The organism is Streptomyces sp. NPDC050485, assembly GCF_044458185.1.
Classification (GTDB): domain Bacteria; phylum Actinomycetota; class Actinomycetes; order Streptomycetales; family Streptomycetaceae; genus Streptomyces.
This window is the reverse complement of sequence record NZ_JBITHR010000009.1, coordinates 1-24,960: the sequence shown is the minus strand read 5'-3', so window position 1 is coordinate 24,960 and position 24,960 is coordinate 1. Positions and strand designations below refer to the sequence as shown.

At 71.6% G+C, this 24,960-nt stretch carries 23 protein-coding genes and 2 pseudogenes; 15 read left to right on the top strand and 10 right to left on the bottom strand.

Going from position 1 to position 24,960, the window contains the following annotated elements; translation table 11 throughout:
• Positions 1-20: 20 nt before the first annotated feature.
• Both hemG and hemQ read left to right on the top strand, forming a co-directional pair.
• Positions 21-1,451, top strand: coding sequence for a protoporphyrinogen oxidase (hemG, locus tag ACIBK6_RS19640; RefSeq protein ID WP_399052536.1), 1,431 nt, complete (start codon positions 21-23; stop codon positions 1,449-1,451).
• A 4-nt stretch (positions 1,452-1,455) separates the two neighbouring features.
• Positions 1,456-2,172 carry a hydrogen peroxide-dependent heme synthase gene (gene hemQ, locus ACIBK6_RS19635; RefSeq protein ID WP_399052535.1) on the top strand — a complete coding sequence of 239 codons (717 nt, stop codon included), beginning with the start codon at positions 1,456-1,458 and terminating at the stop codon, positions 2,170-2,172.
• A gap of 64 nt (positions 2,173-2,236) precedes the next feature.
• Here the strand turns inward: hemQ and ACIBK6_RS19630 are convergent, their stop codons facing one another.
• The 5 genes from ACIBK6_RS19630 to ACIBK6_RS19610 all read right to left on the bottom strand — a co-directional run bounded on the left by ACIBK6_RS19630 (position 2,237) and on the right by ACIBK6_RS19610 (position 7,569).
• On the bottom strand, positions 2,237-3,835 hold the full coding sequence (locus ACIBK6_RS19630) for an alpha/beta hydrolase (protein WP_399052534.1): 1,599 nt from the start codon (positions 3,833-3,835) through the stop codon (positions 2,237-2,239).
• Between the two features lie 105 nt (positions 3,836-3,940).
• Positions 3,941-4,699 (bottom strand): TIGR04222 domain-containing membrane protein, encoded by a 759-nt coding sequence (locus tag ACIBK6_RS19625; protein ID WP_399052533.1) that lies wholly within the window; start codon positions 4,697-4,699, stop codon positions 3,941-3,943.
• A gap of 74 nt (positions 4,700-4,773) precedes the next feature.
• Entirely contained in the window at positions 4,774-5,607 is an 834-nt protein-coding gene (locus tag ACIBK6_RS19620) for a DUF4142 domain-containing protein (protein WP_399052532.1), read from the bottom strand.
• A 155-nt stretch (positions 5,608-5,762) separates the two neighbouring features.
• Positions 5,763-7,100, bottom strand: coding sequence for a DUF692 domain-containing protein (locus ACIBK6_RS19615; protein WP_399052531.1), 1,338 nt, complete (start codon positions 7,098-7,100; stop codon positions 5,763-5,765).
• 97 nt (positions 7,101-7,197) lie between these two features.
• Positions 7,198-7,569 (bottom strand): hypothetical protein, encoded by a 372-nt coding sequence (locus ACIBK6_RS19610; RefSeq protein WP_399052778.1) that lies wholly within the window; start codon positions 7,567-7,569, stop codon positions 7,198-7,200.
• Between ACIBK6_RS19610 and ACIBK6_RS19605 the strand changes: the two are divergent.
• Together ACIBK6_RS19605 and ACIBK6_RS19600 are read left to right on the top strand one after the other, a co-directional pair.
• A pseudogene (locus ACIBK6_RS19605) lies at positions 7,474-7,778 on the top strand (transcriptional regulator); the annotation flags it as partial. The gene ACIBK6_RS19610 and the pseudogene ACIBK6_RS19605 overlap by 96 nt on opposite strands.
• A 167-nt stretch (positions 7,779-7,945) precedes the next feature.
• On the top strand, positions 7,946-8,728 hold the full coding sequence (locus tag ACIBK6_RS19600; protein WP_399052530.1) for a phosphotransferase: 783 nt from the start codon (positions 7,946-7,948) through the stop codon (positions 8,726-8,728).
• A 290-nt stretch (positions 8,729-9,018) separates the two neighbouring features.
• Here ACIBK6_RS19600 and ACIBK6_RS19595 read toward each other — a convergent pair whose 3' ends face one another.
• Positions 9,019-9,747, bottom strand: a complete 729-nt coding sequence (locus tag ACIBK6_RS19595; RefSeq protein WP_399052529.1) for a peptidyl-tRNA hydrolase — start codon at positions 9,745-9,747, stop codon at positions 9,019-9,021.
• A 70-nt stretch (positions 9,748-9,817) separates the two neighbouring features.
• On the opposite strand from ACIBK6_RS19595, the gene ACIBK6_RS19590 reads away from it, so the two are divergent.
• The 4 genes and pseudogenes from ACIBK6_RS19590 to ACIBK6_RS19575 form a co-directional block, all read left to right on the top strand.
• Positions 9,818-10,495 (top strand): AIM24 family protein, encoded by a 678-nt coding sequence (locus ACIBK6_RS19590; RefSeq protein ID WP_399052528.1) that lies wholly within the window; start codon positions 9,818-9,820, stop codon positions 10,493-10,495.
• Positions 10,492-11,379 (top strand): ATP-binding cassette domain-containing protein, encoded by an 888-nt coding sequence (locus tag ACIBK6_RS19585; protein ID WP_399052768.1) that lies wholly within the window; start codon positions 10,492-10,494, stop codon positions 11,377-11,379. Before ACIBK6_RS19590 ends, ACIBK6_RS19585 begins: the two co-directional genes overlap by 4 nt.
• On the top strand, positions 11,376-12,053 hold the full coding sequence (locus ACIBK6_RS19580) for an ABC transporter (RefSeq protein WP_399052527.1): 678 nt from the start codon (positions 11,376-11,378) through the stop codon (positions 12,051-12,053). Before ACIBK6_RS19585 ends, ACIBK6_RS19580 begins: the two co-directional genes overlap by 4 nt.
• Positions 12,054-12,238: 185 nt before the next feature.
• Positions 12,239-12,421: pseudogene (locus ACIBK6_RS19575) on the top strand (hypothetical protein); the annotation flags it as partial.
• A gap of 18 nt (positions 12,422-12,439) precedes the next feature.
• On the opposite strand, the gene ACIBK6_RS19570 reads toward ACIBK6_RS19575, so the two are convergent.
• Positions 12,440-13,357, bottom strand: a complete 918-nt coding sequence (locus ACIBK6_RS19570) for a polysaccharide deacetylase family protein (RefSeq protein WP_399052526.1) — start codon at positions 13,355-13,357, stop codon at positions 12,440-12,442.
• 257 nt (positions 13,358-13,614) lie between these two features.
• On the opposite strand from ACIBK6_RS19570, the gene ACIBK6_RS19565 reads away from it, so the two are divergent.
• Complete coding sequence (locus tag ACIBK6_RS19565; RefSeq protein WP_399052525.1) at positions 13,615-14,376, top strand: hypothetical protein; 762 nt, start codon at positions 13,615-13,617, stop codon at positions 14,374-14,376.
• A gap of 116 nt (positions 14,377-14,492) precedes the next feature.
• Here the strand turns inward: ACIBK6_RS19565 and ACIBK6_RS19560 are convergent, their stop codons facing one another.
• Together ACIBK6_RS19560 and zapE are read right to left on the bottom strand one after the other, a co-directional pair.
• Positions 14,493-14,918 carry an OsmC family protein gene (locus ACIBK6_RS19560; protein WP_399052524.1) on the bottom strand — a complete coding sequence of 142 codons (426 nt, stop codon included), beginning with the start codon at positions 14,916-14,918 and terminating at the stop codon, positions 14,493-14,495.
• A gap of 63 nt (positions 14,919-14,981) precedes the next feature.
• Positions 14,982-16,088: a cell division protein ZapE gene (zapE, locus tag ACIBK6_RS19555; protein ID WP_399052523.1), complete on the bottom strand. Its 1,107-nt coding sequence runs from the start codon at positions 16,086-16,088 to the stop codon at positions 14,982-14,984.
• On the opposite strand from zapE, the gene ACIBK6_RS19550 reads away from it, so the two are divergent.
• The 6 genes from ACIBK6_RS19550 to ACIBK6_RS19525 all read left to right on the top strand — a co-directional run bounded on the left by ACIBK6_RS19550 (position 16,087) and on the right by ACIBK6_RS19525 (position 23,732).
• Positions 16,087-16,860, top strand: coding sequence for a pyrimidine reductase family protein (locus tag ACIBK6_RS19550; RefSeq protein ID WP_399052522.1), 774 nt, complete (start codon positions 16,087-16,089; stop codon positions 16,858-16,860). The two genes, zapE and ACIBK6_RS19550, sit on opposite strands and share 2 nt — an antisense overlap.
• A 155-nt stretch (positions 16,861-17,015) precedes the next feature.
• On the top strand, positions 17,016-17,483 hold the full coding sequence (locus ACIBK6_RS19545; protein ID WP_399052521.1) for an indole-3-glycerol phosphate synthase: 468 nt from the start codon (positions 17,016-17,018) through the stop codon (positions 17,481-17,483).
• Between the two features lie 203 nt (positions 17,484-17,686).
• Positions 17,687-19,081 carry a UDP-N-acetylmuramate--L-alanine ligase gene (gene murC / locus ACIBK6_RS19540; RefSeq protein ID WP_399052520.1) on the top strand — a complete coding sequence of 465 codons (1,395 nt, stop codon included), beginning with the start codon at positions 17,687-17,689 and terminating at the stop codon, positions 19,079-19,081.
• A gap of 26 nt (positions 19,082-19,107) precedes the next feature.
• Entirely contained in the window at positions 19,108-19,515 is a 408-nt protein-coding gene (msrB, locus tag ACIBK6_RS19535; RefSeq protein WP_399052519.1) for a peptide-methionine (R)-S-oxide reductase MsrB, read from the top strand.
• A 202-nt stretch (positions 19,516-19,717) separates the two neighbouring features.
• Complete coding sequence (locus tag ACIBK6_RS19530) at positions 19,718-23,044, top strand: DEAD/DEAH box helicase (RefSeq protein WP_399052518.1); 3,327 nt, start codon at positions 19,718-19,720, stop codon at positions 23,042-23,044.
• 244 nt (positions 23,045-23,288) lie between these two features.
• Positions 23,289-23,732, top strand: coding sequence for a GNAT family N-acetyltransferase (locus ACIBK6_RS19525; protein WP_399052767.1), 444 nt, complete (start codon positions 23,289-23,291; stop codon positions 23,730-23,732).
• A gap of 97 nt (positions 23,733-23,829) precedes the next feature.
• On the opposite strand, the gene ACIBK6_RS19520 is transcribed toward ACIBK6_RS19525, so the two are convergent.
• Positions 23,830-24,564, bottom strand: a complete 735-nt coding sequence (locus ACIBK6_RS19520) for a 4'-phosphopantetheinyl transferase family protein (RefSeq protein ID WP_399052517.1) — start codon at positions 24,562-24,564, stop codon at positions 23,830-23,832.
• Between the last annotated feature and the right edge of the window lie 396 nt (positions 24,565-24,960).

Sequence of the window (24,960 nt, the reverse complement as noted above, 5' to 3'; positions counted from 1 at the left end):
GGGTCTGAGACAGTGGGGGCATGGACAACGCCGTCACCAGCGCCCCGCACATCGTCGTCGTCGGAGGCGGGATCTCGGGACTCGCCGCCGCCCACCGGCTGCTCGGGGCCGGCGCCCGCGTGACCCTGCTCGAAGCCACTACGACGCTCGGCGGCAAGCTGCTCGCCGGACAGATCGCGGGCGCGCCCGTCGACCTCGGCGCCGAGTCGATGCTGGCCCGCCGCCCCGAGGGCGTGGCACTGGCCCGCGCCGTCGGCCTCGGCGACCGGCTCCAGGCGCCCGCGACCGCCACCGCCGCCATCTGGACCCGGGGCGCGCTGCGCCCGATGCCCAAGGGCCATGTGATGGGCGTCCCGGCACACCCCGAGGCGCTGCACGGCATCCTGTCCGCCGAGGGCCTGGCCCGCATCGCGCGGGACCGCGAACTCGCCCCTACCGAGGTCGGCGAGGACATCGGCGTCGGCGAGTTCGTCGCCAAGCGGGTCGGCCGCGAGGTCGTCGACCGCCTGGTCGAGCCGCTGCTCGGCGGCGTGTACGCGGGCGACGCCTACAAGATCTCGATGCGGGCCGCCGTCCCCCAGCTCTTCGAGGCGGCCCGCAGCCACGGCTCGCTCCTCGACGGCGTCCAGGACATCCAGGCGAAGGCCGCCGCCAAGCAGCTGACCGGGCCGGTCTTCGCGGGCCTCGACGGCGGCATCGGCACCCTGCCCGGCGCGGTCGCCGACGCCGTACGGGCCGCGGGCGGCGAGATCCGCATGGACACCCCGGTGCTGGACCTGACATGCACCGCCGATGGCTGGCAGATCCGTACCGACACCGAGCTGATCGCGGCCGACGGCGTGATCCTGTCCACCCCCGCCTGGGCCGCCTCCGCGCTGCTCGCCGCCGAGTCGCCGGTCGCCGCCGCCGAGCTGTCCGCGGTCGAGTACGCCTCGATGGCGCTGGTCACCCTCGCCTTCCGGCGCGGTGATCTGGCCGGGCTCGACGAGCGGTCCGGGTTCCTGGTGCCGCCGGTCGACGGCCGCACCATCAAGGCCTCCACGTTCTCCTCGTACAAGTGGAAGTGGGTCACCGACCGCGCCTCGGACCTCTTCGTGCTGCGCACCTCGATCGGCCGCTACGGCGAGGAGGAGCACCTCGGCTGGGACGACGCCGACCTCGTGGATGTGTCGCTGGGTGACCTCGGCGAGGCCGTCGGCCTGTCGGCGAAGCCCGTCGCGACCGAAGTGACCCGCTGGATCGGCGGACTTCCGCAGTATCCGGTGGGCCATCCGGCCAAGGTCGCCCGGGTCCGCGCGGAGGTCGCCAAGCTCCCTGGACTGCGGGTCTGCGGCGCGGCGTACGACGGTGTGGGCATCCCCGCGTGCATCGCGAGCGCCCAGCGAGCCGCGGACGAGATCATCGCCACGTCGACCCTGGCGCAGAACACCCGGAGTGACGCGGGACAATAGCCACATGAGTGCTGCTCCGGAAAAGATTCCCAACGCGGGGAAGAAGGCGAAGGACCTCAACGAGGTCATCCGCTACACCCTGTGGTCTGTCTTCAAGCTGCGCGACGTACTCCCTGAGGACCGCGCCGGTTACGCCGACGAGGTCCAGGAGCTGTTCGACCAGCTCGCCGCCAAGGACATCACCGTCCGCGGCACCTACGACCTGTCGGGTCTGCGCGCCGACGCCGACATTATGATCTGGTGGCACGCGGAGACCTCCGACGAGCTCCAGACCGCCTACAACCTGTTCCGCCGCACCAAGCTGGGCCGCGCGCTCGAACCGGTCTGGTCGAACATGGCGCTGCACCGGCCCGCCGAGTTCAACAAGGCGCACATCCCGGCGTTCCTCGCGGATGAGAACCCGCGCGACTACGTGTCGGTGTACCCGTTCGTGCGCTCCTACGACTGGTACCTGCTGCCGGACGAGGACCGCCGCCGGATGCTCGCCGACCACGGCAAGATGGCCCGCGGCTACCCAGACGTGCGGGCCAACACGGTCGCCTCGTTCTCGCTCGGCGACTACGAGTGGCTGCTCGCCTTCGAGGCCGACGAACTGCACCGCATCGTCGACCTCATGCGCCATCTGCGCGCCTCCGAGGCCCGTATGCACGTCCGCGAGGAGGTCCCGTTCTACACGGGCCGCCGCAAGAGCGTCGCCGACCTCGTCGCGGGACTGGCTTAGAAAGACCAGGTGACCGGGGTCCGCGCCACGCGAGCGGAACCCCGGTCACCCCTGACCCGGAAGATCAGAGAGCGCGCGGCACACGCCCCGGCCTGTCGGCCGTCCGCTCGTCCAGCGACACCGGGTTCGGCTCCGGGTGCGGCGCGCACGCAGCGCGCCGCACCGGCGTCCGACCGTTCAACAGGTAGTCCTCCAGATAGCCGTTGACGCATTTGTTGGCGCCGCCCGCGATGCCGTGCGTACCGGCGTCCTTCTCCGTGATGACCACGGAGCCCGGCAGCCGCCGCTGGAGTTCCAGCGCCCCCGGGTATGGCGTCGCCGCGTCCCGCTCGGCCGCCAGGATCAGCGTCGGCGGCAGCGCCCCTTCCGCGGCCCGTACGTCCACCGGCTTCTGCTGCGGGGCCGGCCAGTAGGCGCACGGCAGGTTCATCCACGCGTTGTCCCACGTCTCGAACGGCGCGACCTTCGCGAGCGCGCTGTTGTCGCGGTCCCACGTCGTGAAGTCCCGTGGCCAGGCTGCGTCATTGCACTCGACCGCCGTGTACACGGCATTGCCGTTCTCGTCGCCCCGCGCCGACTCCGCCTTGGGCGCGGCCTGTTGGACCAGCGGCCGCTCATTGCCCTTCAGGTACTCGGACAGCGCGCTGGCCCGGCTCGTCCAGTAGTCGTCGTAGTACCCGGCCTTGAGGAACGCGGCCTGCAACTGGGCGGGGCCCACCGTGCCGCCGGCCGGTTCGCGGGTCAGTTTGGCCCGCACCTTCTCGTAGCTCTGCAGCACCTCATCGGCCGTGTGGCCCAGGTGGTACACGTCGTCGTGCTTGGCGACCCAGGTGCGGAAGTCCTTCCAGCGGCTCTCGAAGGCCAGCGACTGGTCGAGGTTGTTGCGGTACCAGATCTGGCCCGGGTCCGGGTCGACCACCGAGTCGAAGACCATCCGGCGGATGTGCGAGGGGAACAGCGTCGCGTACACCGCCCCGAAGTAGGTGCCGTACGAGGCGCCCATGAAGGTCAGCTTCTCCTCACCGAGCGCGGCCCGCAGCACATCCAGGTCACGGGCGTTGTTGATGCTGGTGTAGTGCCGCAGCGCGTCCCCCGCGTTGCGCGCACAGCCCTCGGCGTACGCCTGCGCCTGCGCGATCCGCTCCTTCTTGTACGCGGGTGAGGGGTCCGGGGGTGACTGGGTGGGGGCCTTGGCGAAGTCGCGCGGGTCCTGGCAGGAGAGCGGCGCCGAGCGGGCCACTCCGCGCGGGGCGTAGCCGACGAGGTCGTACGCCCCCGCGATCCGCTTCCAGTCGGGGAGCCCGGCGACCATCGGGAAGTACATGCTGGAGGCGCCGGGGCCGCCCGGGTTGAACACCAGGGCGCCCTGCCGCTCGGCGTGCTTGCCGTGCGCCTTGGTCCGGCTGACGGTGAGGGAGATCTGGCGGCCGGTGGGCTGGGCGTAGTCGAGCGGCACCTCGACGGTGCCGCACCGGACCGTCGCGGGCAGCATCTCCGCCTGGGGGCAGCGCCCGAAGGCGATCGGGACGGCGGCGGCGCGTTCGGCGGCGACCGTCACGCCCCTGGCCTCTGCGGTCGGCGGATCCGCGCCGCCAGCGGGGGCGGCGGTGAGGGCGGTCAGGACGAGGGAACCGAGGGTTCCGTACAGCGCTACTGCTCTCATCGCCGGTACATCCCTTTCGTGCTGCGGTACTACAGAAGTACATACAGATCAAAAGGGAAACTTCGAAAAGGGGTGAAGTAAAGCAGCGGGGCCGCGACGGCGCGGTCATTGACCCCGATGAGCGAAGCGGCCCCTTGTCAGGGCGGTGCGCAGCTGGGGATCGTCCACCGCCCTGATCCCGCGCACGGCCACCGCGGTGAGCGGATCGCCCGCCGGGTCGAGCCCGCCGAGCAGCCGCTGTCCGTCGGGCGAGGCCCAGCGGGTGTACGGATGGATCTCCACCCGGGCGATGGCCAGGCAGCCCAGGGTGAGGACGAGGGGGAGGGCGAACCAGGCGGCGATCGCGCCCCGCCCGGTGCCGGTCTCGCCCGGCATGAGCAGTGCGGTGACGGCGAGCGCGGCGATGAACAGGGTGGCCGCGCGGACCACCCGTACCGAGGTGCCGACCCCGGACCGCACGGCGTCGGGGACGGCGAGTCCGGCCGCGGCGAGCCGTTCGGCCAGCGCGTGCACCGCGTCGGCGGCGGCCGCGGCGGACCGTATCGCCGCTATCCGCTGCTGGCCGCCGGGGCCGATCGCCGTCAGGACGGACCGCTCCAGGTCGTCGCGGCCCTCGGGGTCGACGACGGTGGCCCAGCCGGTGTGCGCGAGCAGCAGCCGGCGGGCGCGGTGCATGGAGACGAGGGTGAGGTCGGTGACCCGGTCGGGGCCGCCGGCCAGGAACGCGGCCTCGTAGCAGGACAGGCCCCGCTCCCGGTCCGCCAACGGTGCGGGCCGCGCCGCGGCGACGGCAGCGAGGCACAGGCGGCCGCAGGAGAGACCGGCCGCGACGATCGCAGGCAGAAGGAAGAGGACCCAGAACATGGCCGATTTCTATGCGAAGTTGATGCTTCGCCGCCATGACCTGTCCACAATTTGGACCTCGGGTTATCTATTCCTTACGGAGTGTGGGTGTCGTCCGGGGCGGGCGACGCCTCGGACTTCGGGCGGGACGCGGCCGGCGGCAGCGGGAACGACGTCGAAGGGCTGTCGTCCGGCCCGGGTGTGACCGGGGTGGACGGCGAAGGGCTGTCGTCCGGCTGCGGCGTGACCGGGGCCGGGCTCGCCACGGTGGCTCCCGGGGTGGGCGGCGGCGGTCCCGTCGGGCTCGCCGTCGCCGTCGCGGCGCCGTCGCGCGCGAGCGCGTCGAAGTCGACAAGACCGGTCGCCTCCAGCATCTTGATGTGGTCCAGAACGGTCGTGTTCGCATCGTCGGCGAGCCCCCGCACCAGCGAGTTGCGGGTGCCCGCCCGGATCTGCGCGACGAGTGCGAACACCTTCCCGTGCGCGGACCGCAGGATGTTCGCGAAGTCCCGCTCGTACGCGATGCCGCGCCCGGCCGTCAGCGTGCGCAGCCAGGACTGCTGCTGGGCGTTGGGCTGGTCGGGCAGCTCCATCCCGAGCTGGGCCGCGACCTCGCGGACCCGGGCGTCGAGGAAGGCGTGCCCGTCCACGAGGTGCTGCCCCGCCGCCCTGACCGCCGCGCTGGGATCCCGTTCGACGGCCTGCTGTCCCGCCGGTCCCTCCCAGAGACCCGCGAGTCGCACCCGGACCACGAAGTCCCGGTCGGCAGCGGAGAGCGGCCCCCAACGGGTCGCCACGGTACCGGCGTTGAGATCGGCGAGCGGGGTGCCGGAGCGGTCGGCGTACGACCAGACCGGAAAGAGCAGCGCGGCGAAGGTCGCCGCCAACGCGGTGACGACCAGTCCCGTACCGGACAACAAGTGACGCATGGATGCCTCCTGGTGCGGTGCCGCACGGTAGTGCGGATGCCGCTGATCCCGAAGGCGGTTCCGTGAAATGGGTGACGGGGTGGTGTGGGAGTCGTCACGTGATGGCGGAGTGCCGCTCAACCTACTTGCGCAGACGGTACGTTGACCGGTTGGGCTCAGGCCGCCCGGACCAGGGTGCGAAGGAGCCGCGCGGCCCGGCCCGGCGGCCTGGCGCCGGCCCGCTCCTTCCACCAGCGGCCCAGCCGACGGCCAGCGTCGGCATCCTCGATCCGTCCGGCGTCGAGCAGGAACCGCGCGAAGTCGAGCGCGTCCTGGCGGTAACCGCCGTGCATGGGACGGGACTTGGCGTACGCGAGGAATGCCTCCCGATAACCGCCCCCGAGAATCCGCGGCAACTCTGGCGCCACCTTGGCCACCACATCGGCCCGCTTCCCGGCGAGCATCCGGGCCTGCACCCGCACCCGCCGCCCGTCGAACCCGGCAGGCACAGGCGTACCGGCGGTGAGGGAGGAGAGCAGAGCGGCCTGAGAGAGGGCGAGGCGAGTGCGGGCGCCTTCGGTCTGGGCGCCTTCGGGCTCCGGGCGGCCAAAACCAGCCCCTCCGGCGCTTGAGGAGCGGGGGTCTGGGGGCAGGGCCCCCCACGCGGCGGGAAGGGGCGGGGTGGGGAACTTTGCAGCCCCCAGCGTGGCTCGAATGGCGCCGAGCTCACCGGCCAGCTCCGCCGCAGGCGGAAACGCGTCGTCCCGCTCCAGAAGCACCCCGGGTGGCGACACCCGCGACACCAGATCGGCCAGGATGTCGAGCACCACCCCCGGCACGGGATGCGCATGCGTGTCGTGCCACACCCCGTCCCGCTCGACCCCGCCCGCGACATGGACGTACGCGATCGCCTCAAGAGGCAGCTCGCCGAGGGCTTTCGCGGGATCCTCACCCCGGTTGACCCGGTTCGTGTGCAGATTGGCCACGTCGATGAGCAGCCGCACCCCCGTACGCTCGACCAGCTCGGCCAGGAACTGACCCTCCGTCAACTCTTCGTCGGGCCAGTTGATCAGGGCGGCGATGTTCTCCAGGGCGAGCGGTACCGGCAGCGCGTCCTGGGCGATGCGGACGTTCTCGCACAGGATCCGCAGGGCGTCCCGGGTACGCGGTACCGGCAGGAGGTGGCCCGCTTCGAGGCGCGGGGACGCGGTCAGCGGGCCGCCCGCCCGCACGAACGCGATGTGCTCCGTGACGAGCGGGGCGCCCAGCGCCTCGACGCGGGCCGCGAGGTCGGCGAGGCGCCCAGCGTCCGGGCGGTCGGCGCCGCCGAGACCCAGCGAGACGCCGTGCGGTACGACGGTGACGTCGCGCTCGCGCAGGCGTACCAGCGAGTCGGGGAGGTGACCGGGGCAGAGATTCTCCGCGACCGCCTCGACCCAGTCGATGCCGGGCAGCCCCTCCACCGCGTCCGCGATCTCAGGCCGCCAGCCGATGCCGATGCCCAAATTCTTCATGGACAGGTCATGGCCCGGGGCCTTGGCGCCGAACCCCCGCGGGGCACGTTCAGAGCTCGATTTGAGGTTGCCGTGCCGCGCCGGCCGGCCGGCCCCCTCAGCCGTGCGGCGCCGGGTGTCGAGGCAGCAGTGCCGCCGCGCCCAGCGCCGTGGCCGCCAGGAGGCAGGCGGCGAGCAGCAGGCTCTCCCGCATGCCTGGCGCGAAGTCCCCTGCGAGGAGCGCGCCGAACACGGCGATGCTGAGCGCTCCGGCTGTCTGGCGGCTGGTGTTGAGAAGTGCCGCTGCCGTGCCGGCCCGCTCGGCGGCGACGCTCGCATCCCGCTGGAGACGCTGCGCCCCTCGCCGGCGTACGTCGTCACCCGCGCCAACGACTTGCTCGCCGCCAACCGGCCCGGCCTGCGCCTCTTCCCCGGAATCACGGACTGGCCGCCAGAGCGCCGCAACGTCACCCGCTACATGTTCCTGCACCCCATGGGCCGCAGCCTGTACCGGGACTGGGAGAAGATGGCGGCGCACAGCGCGGCCCATCTGCGGGCGATGGCGGGCGCCGACCCGGACATGCCGGAGCTGGCCCAGCTCGTCGGCGAACTCGTCGTGAAGAGCCCGGAGTTCGCCCGACGTGGGAGCGGTACGACGTACGGGCGCGAGGCGGCGGCCAGAAGCACTTCCAGCACCCGGAGGTCGGCTCGATGTGCCTCTCCTTCGAGGTCATGGCGATCTTCCACACGGACGGCCAGAGGAGCGCGTGGTCCGGCCCCTCAGCCGGTTCAAGTGCATCGGGTCCGGTGGTTCGCGGCCGGGAAATGGAGATGTGCAGCCGGTCGGAATGCGATACAACCGGCGCATGGAGCAGCGACTGCCGGGCGGTAGGACTGTGGGCGCAGTGCGGATCGGCGATGCGGTGCACCGGCCCCTGCAGCCGTGGACGCCCGGCGTGCACGCGGTGCTGCGCCACCTGGAAGCCGTGCGGTTTGACGGTGCGCCCCGAGTGCTGGGGGTGGACGACCAGCAGCGCGAGATCTTGACCCATCTTGTGGGTGAGACGGCCGGAGAGGACCTGCCCTGGCCTGCGTGGGTGTACTCGGACACCGCGTTGGAAAGCGTCGGCCGGTGGGCCCGACGATTGCACGACGCGACAGCGGAGTTCGTCCCACCGGAGGGCGTGCGATGGCTCGCCGGGCAGACCTGGCGGCCCGGTCTGATCATTGGTCACCATGACGCGGCCCCGTGGAATGCGGTGTGGCATGACGGTGGTTTGACGGGGTTCTTCGACTGGGACACCGTCGGGCCTTCGTCGCGCGAGTTCGACCTGGCCTTCATGGCGTTGACCTGGGTGCCGTTGCACGCCCGCCGGTTCGCCGAGAGGACCGGATTCACGGCATTCGAGGACCGGTCCCGGCGCCTGCACCTGCTGCTCGATGCCTATGGGTACGACGGCGACCGGGCCGCGTTCGGGGCCGTCGTCGCCCAGCGGGCCCGAACCAATGCCCAGGTCATCGACCGTATGGCCGCCGGTGGCGACCCGGTCTACGCCGCCTTGCTGCCGGTCGCCGCTGATCTTCGCCAGGCAGCCGTCGAAGTCGAAGACCTGCCCACAGGCTTCTGGCGCAGGCCGGTCGGCGACTAGGCGATCGAACACCTCGGCAGGACTCACCACGCTCGATCTCGGCACCGACGGCGATCGCCTTCACCCGCGCACCGCGACAGGGTGTGGCGGTGACCCCTGAGAGCAAAGGGCTGCGCGACCGTGTCCGGCTGGTGGGGCAGAGGGTCACGGCCTTCGTTCGCGCCGGAGAGGGCAGAAGAGCCCCCCTCAGCCGCGCAGCGCCGGGTGGTCGGCTACGACCGTGCAGGAGCCGGGGGCGATCTCGGTGAAGCTGGGGAAGACTCATGCACTCAGGTGGTGGGCGTTGCCGGTCACCGTGCGCGAAGAGCGGGATGGTCCGCCACGACCGTCGTCGAACCCGGCCGGATCTCGGTGAAGCCCGCGTCGCGGACCAACGGGAGGCCGCTGAGCGTCAGTTCGCGCCATGCGGCCGGGTCCGCGGTGCGTACCGAGAGGGGGAAGTCCGCCTCGCGCCAGGCCTTGCGGTCCGCGTCCGACAGCTCCCACCAGGCGAGTTGGGCGCCGTGCCCGGCCTGCGCCATGGCCTTGCCCGCCGACATGTCGAGCTCCGGGCTGAGCCAGAGCACCGGCGTGAGCGGATCGGGGGCGCCCGGATCCGCCGGGTCGTCCAGATCCGTCCCCGACACCTGGAGCTTGGCCAGTTCCTTGGGCCAGCCGTCCAGGGGGACCGGCGGGAAGACGCGTACCTCGGCGGACTTCCCGGTCACCGTGATGCCGGGCAGCGCCGAGGCCTTGCGCCACTCCGCGCCGCGGGCCCGCCGCACCACCTTGCGGATCCGCGCGTCCTGCCAGTCGCGCATGGCCCGCGCCCACTCGCCCGCGTCCGCTCCCTCGCCGAGCGAACGCTCGTCGGACAGCATCACGAGCACCGCACGGGCCGCCGTCTCCAGCGCGTCGGTACGGGCCGGGGGTTCGGCCTTCTCGATGCGTACGACGAGCGGCAGTACGTACTGCGGTGCCTCGTCGCGCGGGGATTCGTGGTGGAACGGGCTGTCGGAAGAGGTGTCCTGAGTGCTCACCCCACCAGTCTGCCAGCCGCCGAAGGAGTGATTCTTGGCGGAATGAATCCTTCCGGGACAGGATGCGCCCATGAAGAGCGACCTTTTTGCCACCGAGAACATGGCGCGGTCGGCCGACGCCGCCGGAATGACCCTGCAGAACCCCAAGTCGATCAAGTACGCCGTCAACGGCGAGATGCTCGCGCGCCAGGGGGCGATGATCGCCTACCGCGGGACCCTGCAGTTCGAGCGGCGCGGCCAGGGCATAGGAGGCATGCTCAAGCGGGCGGTGACCGGCGAGGGCCTGCCCCTGATGTCGGTCAGCGGCCAGGGCGAGGCCTGGTTCGCGCACGAGGCGCAGAACTGCTTCATCGTCGACATCGAGCAGGGCGACGCCCTCACGATCAACGGCCGCAACGTGCTCTGCTTCGACTCCTCGCTGTCGTACGAGATCAAGACCGTGAAGGGCTCCGGCATCGCCGGTGGCGGCCTCTTCAACAGCGTCTTCACCGGCCACGGCCGACTCGGCCTGGTCTGCGAGGGCAACCCGCTGGTCATCCCGGTCTCCCCGCAACTGCCGGTGTACGTCGACACCGACGCGGTGGTCGGCTGGACCGCGAACCTCAACACCTCCCTGCACCGCTCGCAGTCCATCGGCTCGATGCTGCGCGGCGGCTCCGGCGAGGCCGTCCAGCTGATGCTCCAGGGCGAGGGGTACGTCATCGTCCGGCCCAGCGAGGCGACGCCGCAGAAGGTGCAGCAGCACTGAGTACCGCACGCGCACTGTGGGGAGCGGGCCGCCGCTACACCATCGGCGGCCCGTGGATCCTGCGCGGCATCGACCTGGAGCTTCCCACCGGCACCCTGGTCCGGATCGAAGGCTCCAACGGCACAGGAAAATCAACCCTGTTGGGGCTGCTCGCCGGGATCGACGCGCCGAGCGAGGGCCGCGTCACCGGCCGCCCGCGCACCGCATACGTCCCGGAACGCTTCCCGGCCGCGCTGCCGTTCACCGCGGCGGGCTATCTGGTGCAGCTCGGCCGCATCCACGGCCTGCCGCGCCGGACGGCGAAGGAACGGGCGGGGGAGTTGCTCGATCGGTTCGGCGCGACCGGGCACGCCGGTACCCCGCTCGCCGAACTCTCCAAAGGCACCAGCCAGAAGGTCGCCGTGGCCCAGGCGCTACTCGCCGACCCCGAACTCCTCGTCCTGGACGAGGCGTGGACCGGGCTCGACAGCGCGGCCCGCGCCGAACTGGACGGCGCGGTGCGGGAGCGGGTGGCAGGGGGCGGAACGGTCGTCTTCGTCGACCACGACCCGAAGCGGCTCGCGGGGAGCGAGGACGCCCGGTACGCGCTGCACGGCGGATCCCTGAAGCCGCTCGGCACCGAGAAGCCGCTCGGCACCGAGAAGCCGTTCGGCACCGAGGAGCCACTCGGCACCGACGGCGGGCGCCCGCGCGGCGAACTCGTCCACATCGACGTCGCCGGCACCGCCCTTCTCCCCGCCGGACTGCCCGGCGCCCCCGAACTCCGGTCCGGCCCGGCCGGATCGCACACGCTGACCGTGGCGGCCGCCCACTCCGACGACCTGCTGCGCGCCCTGCTCACCGCCCGTCCGCCCTGGCACATCCGAGGAGTGCGGCGCCCATGACCCCTCTCGTCGCGCTGGTCCGCTACCAGAGCGCGCTGCTGCTGCGCTCCCAGCGCTGGCTGGCTCCCGTCCTGGGGTACGTCGCCTTCCTGGGCATCGGGGTGCAGGCGGGGGAGCCGGTGCTCGACTCGATGGGGTACGCGGCGGCGGGCCTGCTCCCGGTCGCGGCCTGGCTCGTCCGCATCTGCGTCACCCAGGAACCGGCCGCCGCCCGCACCTGCGCCGCCGCGGCGGCGGGCCCGGCCCGGGTGCACCTCGCGTCGCTGCTGGCCGCGACGGGCGGCGCGGGCGTGCTCGGCCTCGCGGGTACGGCGTACGTGGCCGCCGTCAGCGATCCCGCGAGCGGGGACCACAAGGTCGCGGTGCCGCTGGGTTCCGCGACCGTGGCGGGACTGGTGGCCGCCGGGGTCTGCGTGCTGATCGGCGCGGCGGTCGGCGCGCTGGGCAGCCGTCCGGTGCTGCACGGCCGCGGCTGGTCCCTCGCGCTCACCGCACTGGCCGCGCTGCTCACCCTGGTGCTGGCGCCGTCACCCGCGCAGTACGCCGTCCACGGCCTGGTCACCGGCTCACGGAGCGGAACCGTGCACGTGGCGGTGGTGCCGCTCGTCGTCGCGGCGGTGCTCGCGGGGGCCGCGGCGGCCGCGGTCTGCGCGCTCAGCTCGCGACGCCGCTGAGCGGGTCCCCGTACCCGATTAGGCTCGTCCGCATGGACGAGAAGCACGAGCACGCGAGGCGCGAGGACACGACGTTCGAGCACGCGTCGTACGAGGGCGCGTCGCGCGAGCACACGACGTACGGGCACGCGTCGCACTGCGACGAGACACGCGACGACCCGGCGGGCCAGGACACGGCTGTCGAAGACACGGCGTACTGCGCGAGCGCGCCCGCCGCTCCGGCCGCCGCGCCGGCCCCGGCGGACGGCCCCTTCGCCGAGTGCGTGCTGTGCCGCAAGCCCACCGAGTACCCCGAGTCGACCAAGGGCAGCACGCTCTGCCCGGTCTGCGAGTGGCAGGAGGCCCAGCGCACGGCCTGCTCCGGCTGACCAAAGGGCCGTCGCCGCTCAGTGCTGCGCGCTGCGGATCAGGTCGGAGACCTTCACGAAGCGGTAGCCGCGCTTGCGCAGCTCGGGCACGATGCGCTGGATCACGGTGTCGGTGACCGGCGCAGCGCTGCGCGTGCAGTGCATGACCACCAGCGAACCCGGCCGCACCCCCGTCAGGACCTGTTCGGCGACCGCGTTCGCGTCCTTGGCGAAGGCGTCCCCGCTCACCACGTCCCACTGCACGGCGGTCATCTTCAACGGGGCCAGCGCGCGCAGCACCTCATTGTTGTAGCAGCCGCCGGGGAAGCGGAAGTACGGTACGGCGTTGCGCACCCCGGCCTTGGTGAACATGGCCGTCGCCTTCTCCACGTCGGCCCGCATCTCGTCCTTGTCGACCACGGGCAGCCCGTAGCAGGGGGACTTGAACGCGTAGTGGCTGTAGGAGTGGTTGCCGATCTCGAAGTTGGGGTCGGTCCCGATGGAGCGGGCCTCGGCCGGGTACTCCTCGGCCCAGCGCCCGGTCATGAAGACCGTGGCCGGCACCTTCAGCCGCCGCAGATCGGCGATGAGCGCGGGGTTGTCGAAGTGCTCGCCGCCCGCCGCGCGCGGCCCCTGGTCGGCCGTCATGTCGGCGTCGAAGGTGAGCGCGACGACCTTCTCGCCCTTGGGGTTCTTGGGGGCACGCTCGAAGACCGGGGTGATTCCGCCGGGACCTGGCGGCATCGTCGGGGCGTTCTTGGCCGAGTCCGCCGGCGACGGGGCGGCCGCACCCGACGGGGGCGCCGACGCGGACGGAGCGGGCTTGTCCGCCGACTTGGGCGGGGCCGGGGCGGGGTCGGAGCCGCAGCCCGCGAGGGTCACCCCGAGGACCCCGAGTACGGCAACTGCGAGCAGTTTTCGTGCAGAAGTGGTCACGAACGGAACGTATCCGATCATCTGCGGACAGCTGTTTGCGGCACTCCCGGGCCTCGGGAGATTCCGGCCAATGCCGCACAGCCCGGGTCTCGACAGCCCGGGTCTCGTACGTGCGCGTCACTTGGACGCCCGCGCCGCCCGGACCCCCGCGCCGCCTGGGCGTCCGGGCCGCAACGCGCCCGATCGGCCCTCGCGGTCTAGGCTCGTTGCATGGGGAGCACCCGCCCGCACCAGCCCCTTCGCGGGCCGGGCGGGGTTCAAGGCCCCAGGGAGGCGATGTGTCCGGATCCCGTACGGCTGTGTGTTCGGCGGTCTCCGCGGTCTGCTCGGCAGCCGCCGTACTCGCCCTCGCGGGTGCGGCCACCGCTCACGCGGACGACACCGGCTCGCTCACCGCCGAGCAGATCGCCCAGCGCTCGCACGACGCCCTGCACGGCGCGAGCTCCCTGCATGTGACCGCCAAGGGCGATCTGGCCGCGCCCGGCGCCCCGACCTCCTTCGACCTGACGCTCGACCGGTCCGGGAACTGCCGGGGTTCGGTGAGCCTCGGGCCGCAGGGGTCCGTCGAAATCGTGAAGCGGGGTGCCGACGTCTGGATGAAACCGGACGCGGCGTTCTGGAAGAACCAGGTGCCGGGCGGCGGCAGCGGGCTGGCCTCGCTCGTCGGCAACCGGTATCTGAAGGGCACCACCAACGACCCGGTGCTGCGCGGCACGGCCGGGGTGTGCGACCTCGACAGCCTCCAGAAGTACTTCGACAGCGCGGCCAAGCTGCCCTCCACCGGGCTCACCAAGGGCAAGCCGGCCACGGTCGACGGAACCGCCGTCATCCCGGTCACCGCCACCCAGCAGGGCCGCACCCTCACGCTCGACGTCGCGGCGACCGGCAAGCCCTACCCGGTACGGATCACGGCCGCCACGGGCGGCGCGGCCCCCGACGCGACCGTGCGCTTCGACGGCTTCGACCAGCCGGTGCCCACCGCCACCCCCGCCGCCGACCAGTCGGTGGACATCTCGGGCTTGGTCAGCCGCCCCGCCTGAACCTGCATACGGTCAGGCCTCGTTCAGGGGCGTCCGTGCCAGGGAGGCGGGGATGGCGCCGGCGGCCTACGGATACGTTCCCTCGATCGGGCGAAGGAACGACTCCGGCACCAGGGTCAGGCGAGCTCGGCGGTGAGCGTGATCGTGGTCCCCGAAAGGGCCTGGCTCACCGGGCAGTTCTTCTTGGCGTCCTCGGCGGCCGCCTGGAAGCCGTCCGCGTCGAGGCCGGGGACCTCGCCGCGCACGGTGAGGTGGATGCCGGTGATGCCCTCGCCGGGCTGGAAGGTGACGTCGGCCTTGGTCTCCAGGCGGGTGGGCGGGGTGCCCGCGCCCGTCAGACCGTGCGAGAGGGCCATCGAGAAGCAGCTGGAGTGGGCGCCCGCGATGAGCTCCTCCGGGCTGGTCTTGCCGTTGGCCTGCTCGGCGCGGGACGGCCAGGAGACCGCCTGGGACGCGATGCCCGAGGAGTCGAACGTGACGGTGCCGGAGCCCTTGAGGAGCTCGCCTTCCCAGACCGTGTGCGCCGTGCGCGTGGTGGCCATGATGTTTCCCTTCTGGAGGCAGAGGGGGTACGGGTACGGCTACAGCCCCCTCGGGCCCCAAACCTACTGCGCCACAAGCCCCTTCGCGTCCCGGGCCAGCGCGGTCAGCCGGGAGATCGCCCGGAAGTACTTCTTGCGGTATCCGCCGTTCAGCATCTCGTCACTGAACAGCCGGTCGAAGGGCACGCCCGAGGCGAGCACCGGCACCTCGCGGTCGTACAGCCGGTCGGCGAGCACCACCAGGCGCAGCGCCGTGGACTGGTCCGGCACCGGACGCACATCGGTCAGGCAGACCGCGCGGAGCCCGTCCGTCAGTGCCCCGTACCGGCTGGGGTGGACGCGCGAGAGGTGGTCGAGCAGCTGCGGGAAGTCGTCCAGGGCCGCGCCCTCGGTGGCGTACGCCGCCTTGGTGACCTGCTCGTCGGAGTACGGGGCCGGGGCCTCGGGCAGACCCCGGTGGCGGTAGTCCTCGCCGTCGATCCTGAGCGGGCGGAAGTGTGCCGACAGGCCCTGGATCTCGCGCAGGAAGTCGACGGCCGCGAACCGGCCCTCGCCGAGCTTGCCGGGCAGCGTGTTGGAGGTCGCGGCGAGCGCCACGCCCTGCTCGACCAGCCGGGCGAGCAGCGAGGACACGAGCACGGTGTCGCCCGGGTCGTCCAGCTCGAACTCGTCGATGCAGAGCAGCCGGTGGCCGCTCAGGGTCTGCACGGTCTGCTGGAAGCCGAGCGCGCCGACCAGGTTCGTCAGCTCCACGAACGTGCCGAAGGCCTTCAGCGCGGGCTCGGCCGGGGTGGCGTGCCACAGCGAGGCGAGCAGATGGGTCTTGCCGACGCCGTAACCGCCGTCGAGGTACACCCCGCGCGGCCCGCTGACCGCGGCCGGCTTCTTCGCGAACCACCGGCGCTTCCCGCCGACGGCGTGCGCCCCGCCGAGCCCCGCCGCGAACGAGGAGAGGACGGTGACCGCCTCGGTCTGGCTCGGCTGGTTCGGATCCGGTACGTACGTCTCGAAGCGGACCGAGTCGAACCGCGGCGGCGGCACCATCTCGGCGACCAGACGGTCGGCGGGGACATGCGGCGCGCGGGCGCAGAGCGACACGGGGGCCGCTTCGGTTATGGGGCTGGTCGACACAGTTCTCCACTGTAAGGGGCGTGCCAGACTGCACGGCATGCGACAACTGTTCCCTGTGACCGACCAGACACCGGACGCCGAGGCCGCGAAGGACACGGAGTGGTCGCTCGACGAGCTGGCCGACGCCTACGCCTATCCCCGGACGGACGGCAGCTGGCTGCGGGCCAACATGGTGTCCTCGCTCGACGGGGCCGGCCAGCACGAAGGCCGCTCGCAGCCGCTGTCCTCGCCGACGGACATGCGGGTCTTCGGCACCCTGCGGGCGCTCGCCGATGTGGTCGTGGTGGGCGCGGAAACGGTACGCCTGGAGGGCTACCGGCCAGCCAGGGCGCGGGCCGAGTTCGCGGCGCGCCGGGCGGCGGCCGGGCAGGGCCCCGCCGCCGCGATCGCCGTCGTCTCGGCCAGTCTGGACCTCGACTTCTCGCTGCCCCTGTTCACCTCGCCGCTCGTTCCCACCCTGATCCTGACCGGCGCCGCCGCGGACCCGGACCGGATCCGAGCGGCCGAGCGGGCGGGCGCCGAGGTGGTGGTCGCGGGCGACGGCCCCGGCGTCGAGCCCGAGCGGGCGGTGCGGGCGCTGGCCGACCGCGGTCTGCGGCGCCTCCTTACGGAGGGCGGGCCGCGGCTGCTCGGCCAGTTCGTGGCCGCCGGGGTCCTGGACGAGCTCTGCCTGACGGTCTCCCCGACGCTGACGGCGGGCGATGCGCAGCGGATCGCCGGGGGGCCCTCGGTGCAGGTGCCCCAGCGGTTCGCGCTGACGGCGCTGCTCGAAGAAGCCGGGTTCCTCTACACGCGTTACCGTCGGATCTGACAATCGGCGGAATTTGCCGTTCCGGTTACTTCCCGCTGGGCACACTTAACTCACGCAGACCCCGTGCGGGCACGGGGAAGGATGGTTTCCGCAGGGGCCACAATCCGTCACCTCGCGGTGGCGGCGGCCATGGAGAGAAGAGAAGGGCGCCTGTCGTGTTCACGAGCGTATTGATGATCGAGAAGCCCCTGACCTCCGTCGACGTGGAATTCGTCACCACCCTGCACGGGGAAGAGCCGGTCTCCTTCCTCGTGCTCATGCAGCCCAGAGGCGACCAGGACCGGCTGCTCCGTGCGATCGACGACGTGGCACTGGGTGAACTGGAAGAAGCCGTCCACGAGCGCGAGGAGCCGGAGGGCTCGGCCGCGCAGGGCCCCGCCGAGCTTGCCCTTGAGCACTCGCTCCGCTCGCTGCGGGACGCGGGCAGCGCCGCCGTGGGCCAGATCGTCGACGACCACCCCCTGGACCATCTGAAGAGCGTGGTGGACGAGGTGAACGCCGACGAGGTGATCGTCCTGACCGCCCCGCACTACGTGGAGGAGTTCTTCCACCGCGACTGGGCCTCGCGGGCCCGCCACAAGGTCGGCGTACCCGTCCTGAAGCTGTTCGCGCACAGCGAGTAGCCGCAGCAGGCTCCGCCGGGAGCCGGGTAACGGTCGGAGCCCCCGCAGGAACCAAGCGGTCTTGTGGAAGTCCGGTGCGGTACCGCGCCCTGAAAGGGCGCGGGGACCCCCATCGGCCCGGAGCCGACGAACGGAACGCCACTTACCGCGGAGCGCTTAGGCTGGGGGCTCCTTCTGTACGTCGCACCCCGGGAGAGAACCGCATGGCATCCGCCATTCCCACCGCCATGGAACGGCCGCACTTCATCGGCATCGGCGGTGCCGGCATGTCGGGCATCGCGAAGATCCTGGCCCAGCGCGGGGCGAAGGTCGCGGGCAGCGACGCGAAGGAGTCCGCCACCGTCGAGTCGCTGCGGGCGCTCGGCGCCACCGTGCACATCGGCCACGCCGCCGGCCACCTCGCCGACGACGCCAGCTGCGTGGTCGTCTCCAGCGCGATCCGCGCCGACAACCCCGAACTGGCCCGCGCCGCCGAGCTGTCCGTGCCCGTCGTGCACCGCTCCGACGCACTCGCCTCGCTCATGGGCGGCCTGCGCGCGATCGCGGTGGCGGGCACCCACGGCAAGACGACCACCACCTCGATGCTGGCCGTCGCCCTGACCGAGCTGGGCCTGGACCCCTCGTACGCGATCGGCGGCGACCTCGAAGGCCCTGGCACCAACGCCCGGCACGGCGAGGGCGACATCTTCGTGGCCGAGGCCGACGAGAGCGACCGCAGCTTCCAGAAGTACGACCCCGAGGTCGCCATCGTCCTCAACGTCGAGCTCGACCACCACGCCAACTACGCCTCGATGGACGAGATCTACGACTCCTTCGAGACCTTCGTCGGCAAGGTCGTCCCGGGCGGCACCCTGGTGATCGCCGCCGACCAGCCCGGCGCGGTCGAACTGACCAAGCGGGTCCGCGACCTGTCGTCGCTGAAGGTCGTGACGTACGGGGAGTCCGAGACGGCGGACGTACGCGTCCACAAGGTGACCCCGCGCGGTCTCACCTCCGAGGTGACAGTCCTCCTCAACGGCAAGTTCCTGACCTTCACGGTCTCGGTCCCCGGCCGCCACTACGCCCACAACGCCGTCGCCGCCCTCGCGGCCGGTGTCGCGCTCGGCATCCCGGCGCACAACCTGGCTTCAGCGCTCGGCAAGTACACCGGCGTCAAGCGCCGCCTCCAGCTCAAGGGCGAGGCGAAGGGCGTCCAGGTCATCGACTCCTACGCGCACCACCCCACCGAGATGACCGCGGACCTCGAAGCGATGCGGGGCGCCGCCAGCGACGCCCGCCTCCTCGTGGTCTTCCAGCCCCACCTCTTCTCCCGCACCCAGGAACTGGGCAAGGAGATGGGCGAGGCCCTGGCACTGGCCGACTCCTCCGTCGTCCTGGACATCTACCCGGCCCGCGAGGACCCGTTGCCCGGTGTCACCAGCGCGCTGATCATCGACGCGGCGAAGGCGGCGGGCGCCACCGTGACGGCGGTGCACGACAAGGATTCCGTCCCGGACGTCATCGCGGGAATGGCAGCCCCCGGCGATCTCGTTCTCACCATGGGCGCGGGCGACGTGACGGACCTCGGCCCAGCCATCCTGGCCCGCCTGTCGAACTAAACCGGTCCCGCAGCGAGGAGCACCCCATGTCGTACGACGTCGAAAAGCCCGACGAGCAGTGGCGCGCCGAACTGACGCCCGCCGAGTACGCGGTGCTCCGCCAGGCCGGCACCGAGCCCGCCTTCGTCGGTGAGTACACCGACACCAAGACGGAAGGCGTGTACTCCTGCCGCGCCTGCGGAGCCGAACTCTTCACCTCCACCGAGAAGTTCGCGTCACACTGCGGCTGGCCGAGCTTCTTCGACCCGAAGGACAGCGACGCGGTCGAACTCATCGAGGACCGCTCGCACGGCATGCTCCGCACCGAGGTGCGCTGCGCCCGCTGCGGTTCGCACCTCGGCCACGTCTTCGCGGGCGAGGGATATCCGACGCCGACGGATCAGCGGTACTGCATCAACTCGATCTCGCTGCGGCTGGTGCCGGACGAGGGCTGAGCCGTTCCGCCTCCCGATGCCGGAACTGGTTGTTCTGGCGGTGGGCGCCGCCCGACCGTGGCTACGCTGATCACTTCGGGGTGGTGGCGGCGGACGGGGGATGATCCTGGTGGCGGCGAAGTCCGGTGATCGGCGGCGCAGGGCCGACGTGGTGCGGTTCTGGCGAGCGGTGGAGCTGTTCAGCCCGCAGAAGGTACCTGCGGTGAGACCGGCTGAGCAGGTGTTCGCCGTGGCATCCGGCAGACCGCTGCCGTGGGAGGACGGGACGCGGCTGCCGCAGCTTCGGCCCAAGCACACCTGGCAGCACACGGTCTACTGCGGGGTGTTCGCGATCGAGCGCGTACGGGACGTGCTCGCCGAGGTCTTTCCCGACTCGGCGGACGAGGACCGCGACGGGCGGATCGGCGGCGACAGCGCCCTCATGTCCTTCACCGTCAACCAGGACGGTCTCCTCCTGAAGGATTCGGTCTTCTTCTCGGCCTGTGCGTGGGCGGTCGGGCGAACCCGGTCCCCGGGACCGTCCGACGCGCACTGGCTGAACGGATTCGCCGAAGAGGCCGAGGCGTGCGAGCAGCTGATGCTCGACTTGGCCGACGGAAAGCTCAGTGTGCAGGGTGGCCGCTCGGGTCCCGGCGGGCTGCTCGCGGTGGCGGGGAGTCTGGTCGTCGACGCGGCGACCGGTGGGATGGTCTCCGGCCTCGGTGAGCTCGTGCGCGGCGTGGTGGGCGAGGCCGTTCACGGCGTCGTCGGCAAGGCTGCGCAGACGGCGGCCGGCAAGGCCACGGAGGCTCTGACGCAGGGCGCGATCGACGCCGCCCGCAGTGGACTCGACGGCACGGGTGCCGACGGTGCGGCGGAGCCCGAGGGGCGTCTGCCGGACAACATCGGCACCCAGCCCGTGACCTTCGAGGGCGTCGCCGCCTTCACGGCGTGGCTCGCCGAGCGGTTCGGGGTGACCGCGGACCTGATACCCGATGCCGCCCGAGTGAAGAGCGTTCAGGTGCGTGAGGACCGGGATGACGAGGCCACGGGCCAGGACTTCCTCAACAGCTTCATCGCGGACGACCTCGAACGGGTCGCGGACGAGCTGACGGAGGGCCGGGCCGGGAGCGCCCTGGAGACGTATCTGACCGATACGGCCCGCATCGACACCGGACGTCGTCAGGACGTACGCGAGCAGCCCGGGAAGGTACTGGAGGCCGTCGCCCCGCAGCGCACCCCGCTCGGCAGATGGCCGTCGGCCACCGATCGGTCGCTGGTGCTCAGCCAGCAGTTCGCGGTGAACAATCTGCTCGCCGACCTCGGCGGCGGCCAGGGCGTCTTCTCCGTGAACGGGCCGCCGGGCACCGGCAAGACGACCATGCTGCGCGACGTGATCGCCGCACTGGTCACCCAGCGCGCCTGCGCCCTCGCCGAACTGAGCAGTCCCCAGCAGGCGTTCGGCAAGAGCCACAGCTGGCGCAGTGAGCAGTACTCCCGGACCGTACGGGAACTCAAGCCGCAACTGGCGGGCTACGAAATGGTGGTGGCCTCGGCCAACAACGGAGCGGTCCAGAACATCACCGACGAGATCCCCTCGCTCGGCGCCATCGCGGAGCAATGGCGGGACGAGGCCGCGTACCTGCCCGAGCAGGCGAGCCTGATGCTGAACGGAGCGGAGGCGTGGGGCGCTGTCGCGGCCCGGCTCGGCAACCGCAAGAACCGGGGAGAGTTCACCGAGAGCTTCTGGTGGGGCAACCTGCGGGAGAAGACAGCACGAGGGGGAACCCGGCGCACCCGCACGGACCAGGGCCTGTGGCATGTTCTCAGCGGCAGGAGTGAGCCACCCGCCGAGCCGGTCGACTGGGCGGCTGCCGTGCGTCGGTTCAAGGCCGCGCGGCAACTGGTGGAGCGCATGCGGGACGAACGCCAGCAGGCGGCGCAGGCACTCAACGACCTCGGCGGGGCGCAACGGGACCTGGCCGAAGCTGTCCGGCGTGCAGCGTCGGTCGCAGACACGCTGCCCGCCCTGCGGCAGCGAGCCGCCACCGCCATGAGCGAGCTCGGACGGCTGGAAGAGGCCGAGCGTGGGCATCGCGAACGCCGTTACGACCACCAGGCCACCCAACCGGGCATGTTGCAAAGCCTGTTCACCGGGGGCCGCACGAATCGCACCTGGCAGGACGAGTACGAACGCCTCACCGTCCTCGTCGATCAGGCCGCCGCGGCGGCCGCGGCGGCCCGCGCCCAGATGGAGGCGGTGGGCAGAGAGGTGGCGGCGGCCCAGCGCCTGATCGAGACGGTGCAGGCTCGGCAGAGCCTGGTGGACCTGCTGGAACAGGCGGTGCGGGAGGCACGCGAACGCTGGGGCACGCATGTTCCCGATCCCGCGGACTTCACCCCCGACGCCGACCGGGAGACCGTCGAGCGTCGGGAGCAGTCCGCCCCCTGGGCCGACGAGGAGTTCGCGGCCGCCCGGACCCGGCTGTTCCTTGAAGCGCTCCGTCTGCACCGGGCCTTCCTGGGGGCTGCGGGGGACGCCATGCTCAAGAGCCTCTCCGCGGCCATGGAGGTCGTCGGCGGCGACGCACCGAAGGATCTCGAACCCGCGGCCGTACGCGCCGCCTGGCAGAACCTGTTCCTCGCCGTGCCTGTCGTCTCCACCACCTTCGCTTCCTACGACCGGCTGTTCGCCGGTCTCGGCCGGGAGGACCTCGGCTGGCTGTTCGTCGACGAGGCGGGCCAGGCCGCCCCGCAGATGCCGGTGGGGGCACTGTGGCGCAGCCGCCGTGCGCTGCTCGTCGGTGATCCGCTGCAGCTCGAACCCGTGGTCGTGTTGCCCTGGACGGCCCAGCAGCGGCTGCGCGAACACCATCACGTGGCACAGGAGTGGGCGCCCTCATGGACATCCGCCCAGCAGGTGGCGGACCGGCTGGGCCGCTGGGGTACAACACTGCCCGCGGCGCTGCCCGACGGTTCCACGCAGGTGTGGGTCGGTTCGCCGCTGCGCGTCCACCGGCGCTGCGACGACCCGATGTTCACCGTCAGCAACGAGATCGCCTACGACGGGCTGATGGTGCATGGAGTGGGGGATCGCGGCCCCTTCGGCCCCCCGGACAGCAGCTTCTGGTGGGACGTGCGGTCCCAGGAGGCGACCGGGAAGTGGGTACCGGCCGAAGGGCAGGCGCTCGTCGACGCGGTGAACCGGCTGTTCAGCAAGGGGCTGGCGCAGGAAAAGCTGTACGTCATCAGCCCCTTCCGAGATGTCGCGGCGCGCGCCGCGGAGAGCCTCCGCGACCTGGTACCGCACAACCGGGTCGGCACGGTCCACACCGCGCAGGGCAAGGAGGCGGACGTGGTGATCATCGTCCTGGGGACCCACCCCGACGCGGCCGGGTCCCGACGCTGGGCCGCGGCCAAGCCCAACCTCCTCAACGTCGCCGTCAGCCGAGCCAAGCGGCGCCTGATCGTGATCGGCAATCACGAATCATGGTGCGGACAGCGTCACTTCTCCGTCCTCGCCCGCCAACTTCCGCGCTTCGCCCGGTGAGAGTGAGCCCGGGGCGACGACAGCGAGACTCCGGACAGAGCCGCGAGCCGGCCGGCTGGTCTGTCAGCGGCGGCGATGGACCGCCGGGCCGGTGACCGATGCGGCCGCGCACGTCGCCTCAGGGGCCCGCTGACATACTCCAGCCGTGGATGCGAGGACACAGGCGGACGAGATACGGGCGGACGGGATACGGGCAGGCCAGGCGGTGCCCGGCCATCCTTCGGACCGGCCCGTGGAATGGGGCATGCGCCCCGCGGAGTCGGCAGATGTCGAGGCGATCGCGGAGCTGCGGGCCGTGGTGATGCGCCCGGATCTGGAGCGGTTGGGCCGGTTCGACGAACATCGGGTCCGGCAGCGGCTGCGGGATGTCTTCTCCCCGCGGCACACGTCGGTCATTGTGGCCGATGGCGCCTTCGCGGGCTCTGTCACTTTGCGTCCGACCGAGGACGGGCAGTGGCTGGAACACTTCTATCTCGCCCCGGGCCACCAGGGCCGAGGGCTCGGTTCGGCTGTTCTGCGAACCCTGCTGGACCGGACGGATGCCCACGGAGTGCCCGTCCGCCTGATCGCCCTGCAGGGCAGCGCGGCCCGGCGGCTGTACGAGCGCCACGGGTTCACCGTGGAGGCTCAGGACCCGATCGACATCTACATGGTGCGACTGCCGGGTGCGGGCTCTAGCGGAACGTGAAGAGGACAGCGGGCAGGCGATCCGGGCGCGTAACACCTGCTGACGCCAGGAGCTCACCAGCACGAAGGGCGGACGGAGGGCCGCCTGCCACGGCTTCTTATACGTACTCGTGGAGGCGGACCTCGGGCCGGCTGCCGTCGGTGTCGGCGGGTACGGAGATGGCGGCGGCCCAGGTGCCGGGCACGGCGAGGTCCGTCACGGTCCAGGACGCGGGCGTGCCGGGCACCCCGGCGGCCACGACGGCCGGGCCGGAAAGCTCTGGCCGGGTCTCGACAGCGGAGAGGTCGGTGGTGATGCCGACGCCGACCGCCTTCAGCACGGCTTCCTTACGCGTCCAGCAGCGAAGAAACGCCCGGGTGCGGGGATCTCCCTCGGCCGTGCCGAGCACGACCCGGCGCTCTGATTCGGTCAGGGCGGTCGGCGCGAGCTCGTCAATGGGGAACTCCCGTACGACCTCGACGTCCACCCCCACCGGAACGCGGGCCACCGCGAGCATGCCGCAGCCGTCGGTGTGCGAAATGCTGATGTAGAGGGGAGAGTCGGGGTGCAGCACGGCGGGCGGCCCGTGCAGCGGATCACCGCACCCCGGGCAGGGCCTGCGCCCGAGGCCTATCTCCGCAGGCGGCACATCGAGGAGCTCCGAGAGGATCCGCCGGCTCGCGGCACGTCCGGCGACGTAACCGACCGCCGCCCCCATATGCACGAACCTTTCGGTCCGGTCGCGCTCCTCCTTGCTGAGCAGGGCCAGGTCGGCCGGATCTATCGGGCCGTCTCCAGTACGCCACCACCAGGCGTGCGCAACTGCGGTGTCGGGTTCGAGGATCAAGGTCACGGGGGAACGCTACAGCCCCGCACGGCAGGGAGTTGACGCCCAAGTTGACGTGAGATGAGCGGGCCCGTAAGGTCCTTCGAGCTGTCACGGAGCCGGAACGGTTCTGCGACAGCCGCCCGCCGCAGGTTCTGCGGCACCCAACTCAGCACGATCTCCCGCCCGGGGACGAATTTGGCATGCCGAATTCCTTTTCCGGTCGGACCGGAAGACTCGATTATGAATCGGCCGGGAAAATCCGCTAGAGTTTGGGACGTCGGAACGGCTCAACGGCCGGGAAGACAAACCCCCTTCCGACGGGGAATCGGACACGAAAGAGTCTGATAGAGTCGGGAACACGAAATACCGAAGGGAAGCGCCCGGAGGAAAGCCCGAGAGGGTGAGTACGAAGGAAGCGTC

What these genes read in the sequence shown, in the direction of transcription:
- hemG (WP_399052536.1), top strand. Translation starts at nt 21, where the DNA reads ATGGACAACGCCGTCACCAGCGCCCCGCACATCGTCGTCGTCGGAGGC.
- ACIBK6_RS19620 (WP_399052532.1), bottom strand. Translation starts at nt 5,607, where the DNA reads ATGCGTCACTTGTTGTCCGGTACGGGACTGGTCGTCACCGCGTTGGCG.
- zapE (WP_399052523.1), bottom strand. Translation starts at nt 16,088, where the DNA reads ATGCCGTGCAGTCTGGCACGCCCCTTACAGTGGAGAACTGTGTCGACC.
- ACIBK6_RS19600 (WP_399052530.1), top strand. Translation starts at nt 7,946, where the DNA reads ATGGAGCAGCGACTGCCGGGCGGTAGGACTGTGGGCGCAGTGCGGATC.
- ACIBK6_RS19625 (WP_399052533.1), bottom strand. Translation starts at nt 4,699, where the DNA reads ATGTTCTGGGTCCTCTTCCTTCTGCCTGCGATCGTCGCGGCCGGTCTC.
- ACIBK6_RS19560 (WP_399052524.1), bottom strand. Translation starts at nt 14,918, where the DNA reads ATGGCCACCACGCGCACGGCGCACACGGTCTGGGAAGGCGAGCTCCTC.
- ACIBK6_RS19525 (WP_399052767.1), top strand. Translation starts at nt 23,289, where the DNA reads ATGCGCCCCGCGGAGTCGGCAGATGTCGAGGCGATCGCGGAGCTGCGG.
- hemQ (WP_399052535.1), top strand. Translation starts at nt 1,456, where the DNA reads ATGAGTGCTGCTCCGGAAAAGATTCCCAACGCGGGGAAGAAGGCGAAG.
- ACIBK6_RS19570 (WP_399052526.1), bottom strand. Translation starts at nt 13,357, where the DNA reads ATGATCGGATACGTTCCGTTCGTGACCACTTCTGCACGAAAACTGCTC.
- ACIBK6_RS19590 (WP_399052528.1), top strand. Translation starts at nt 9,818, where the DNA reads ATGAAGAGCGACCTTTTTGCCACCGAGAACATGGCGCGGTCGGCCGAC.
- ACIBK6_RS19615 (WP_399052531.1), bottom strand. Translation starts at nt 7,100, where the DNA reads ATGAAGAATTTGGGCATCGGCATCGGCTGGCGGCCTGAGATCGCGGAC.
- ACIBK6_RS19630 (WP_399052534.1), bottom strand. Translation starts at nt 3,835, where the DNA reads ATGAGAGCAGTAGCGCTGTACGGAACCCTCGGTTCCCTCGTCCTGACC.
- msrB (WP_399052519.1), top strand. Translation starts at nt 19,108, where the DNA reads ATGTCGTACGACGTCGAAAAGCCCGACGAGCAGTGGCGCGCCGAACTG.
- ACIBK6_RS19550 (WP_399052522.1), top strand. Translation starts at nt 16,087, where the DNA reads ATGCGACAACTGTTCCCTGTGACCGACCAGACACCGGACGCCGAGGCC.
- murC (WP_399052520.1), top strand. Translation starts at nt 17,687, where the DNA reads ATGGCATCCGCCATTCCCACCGCCATGGAACGGCCGCACTTCATCGGC.
- ACIBK6_RS19580 (WP_399052527.1), top strand. Translation starts at nt 11,376, where the DNA reads ATGACCCCTCTCGTCGCGCTGGTCCGCTACCAGAGCGCGCTGCTGCTG.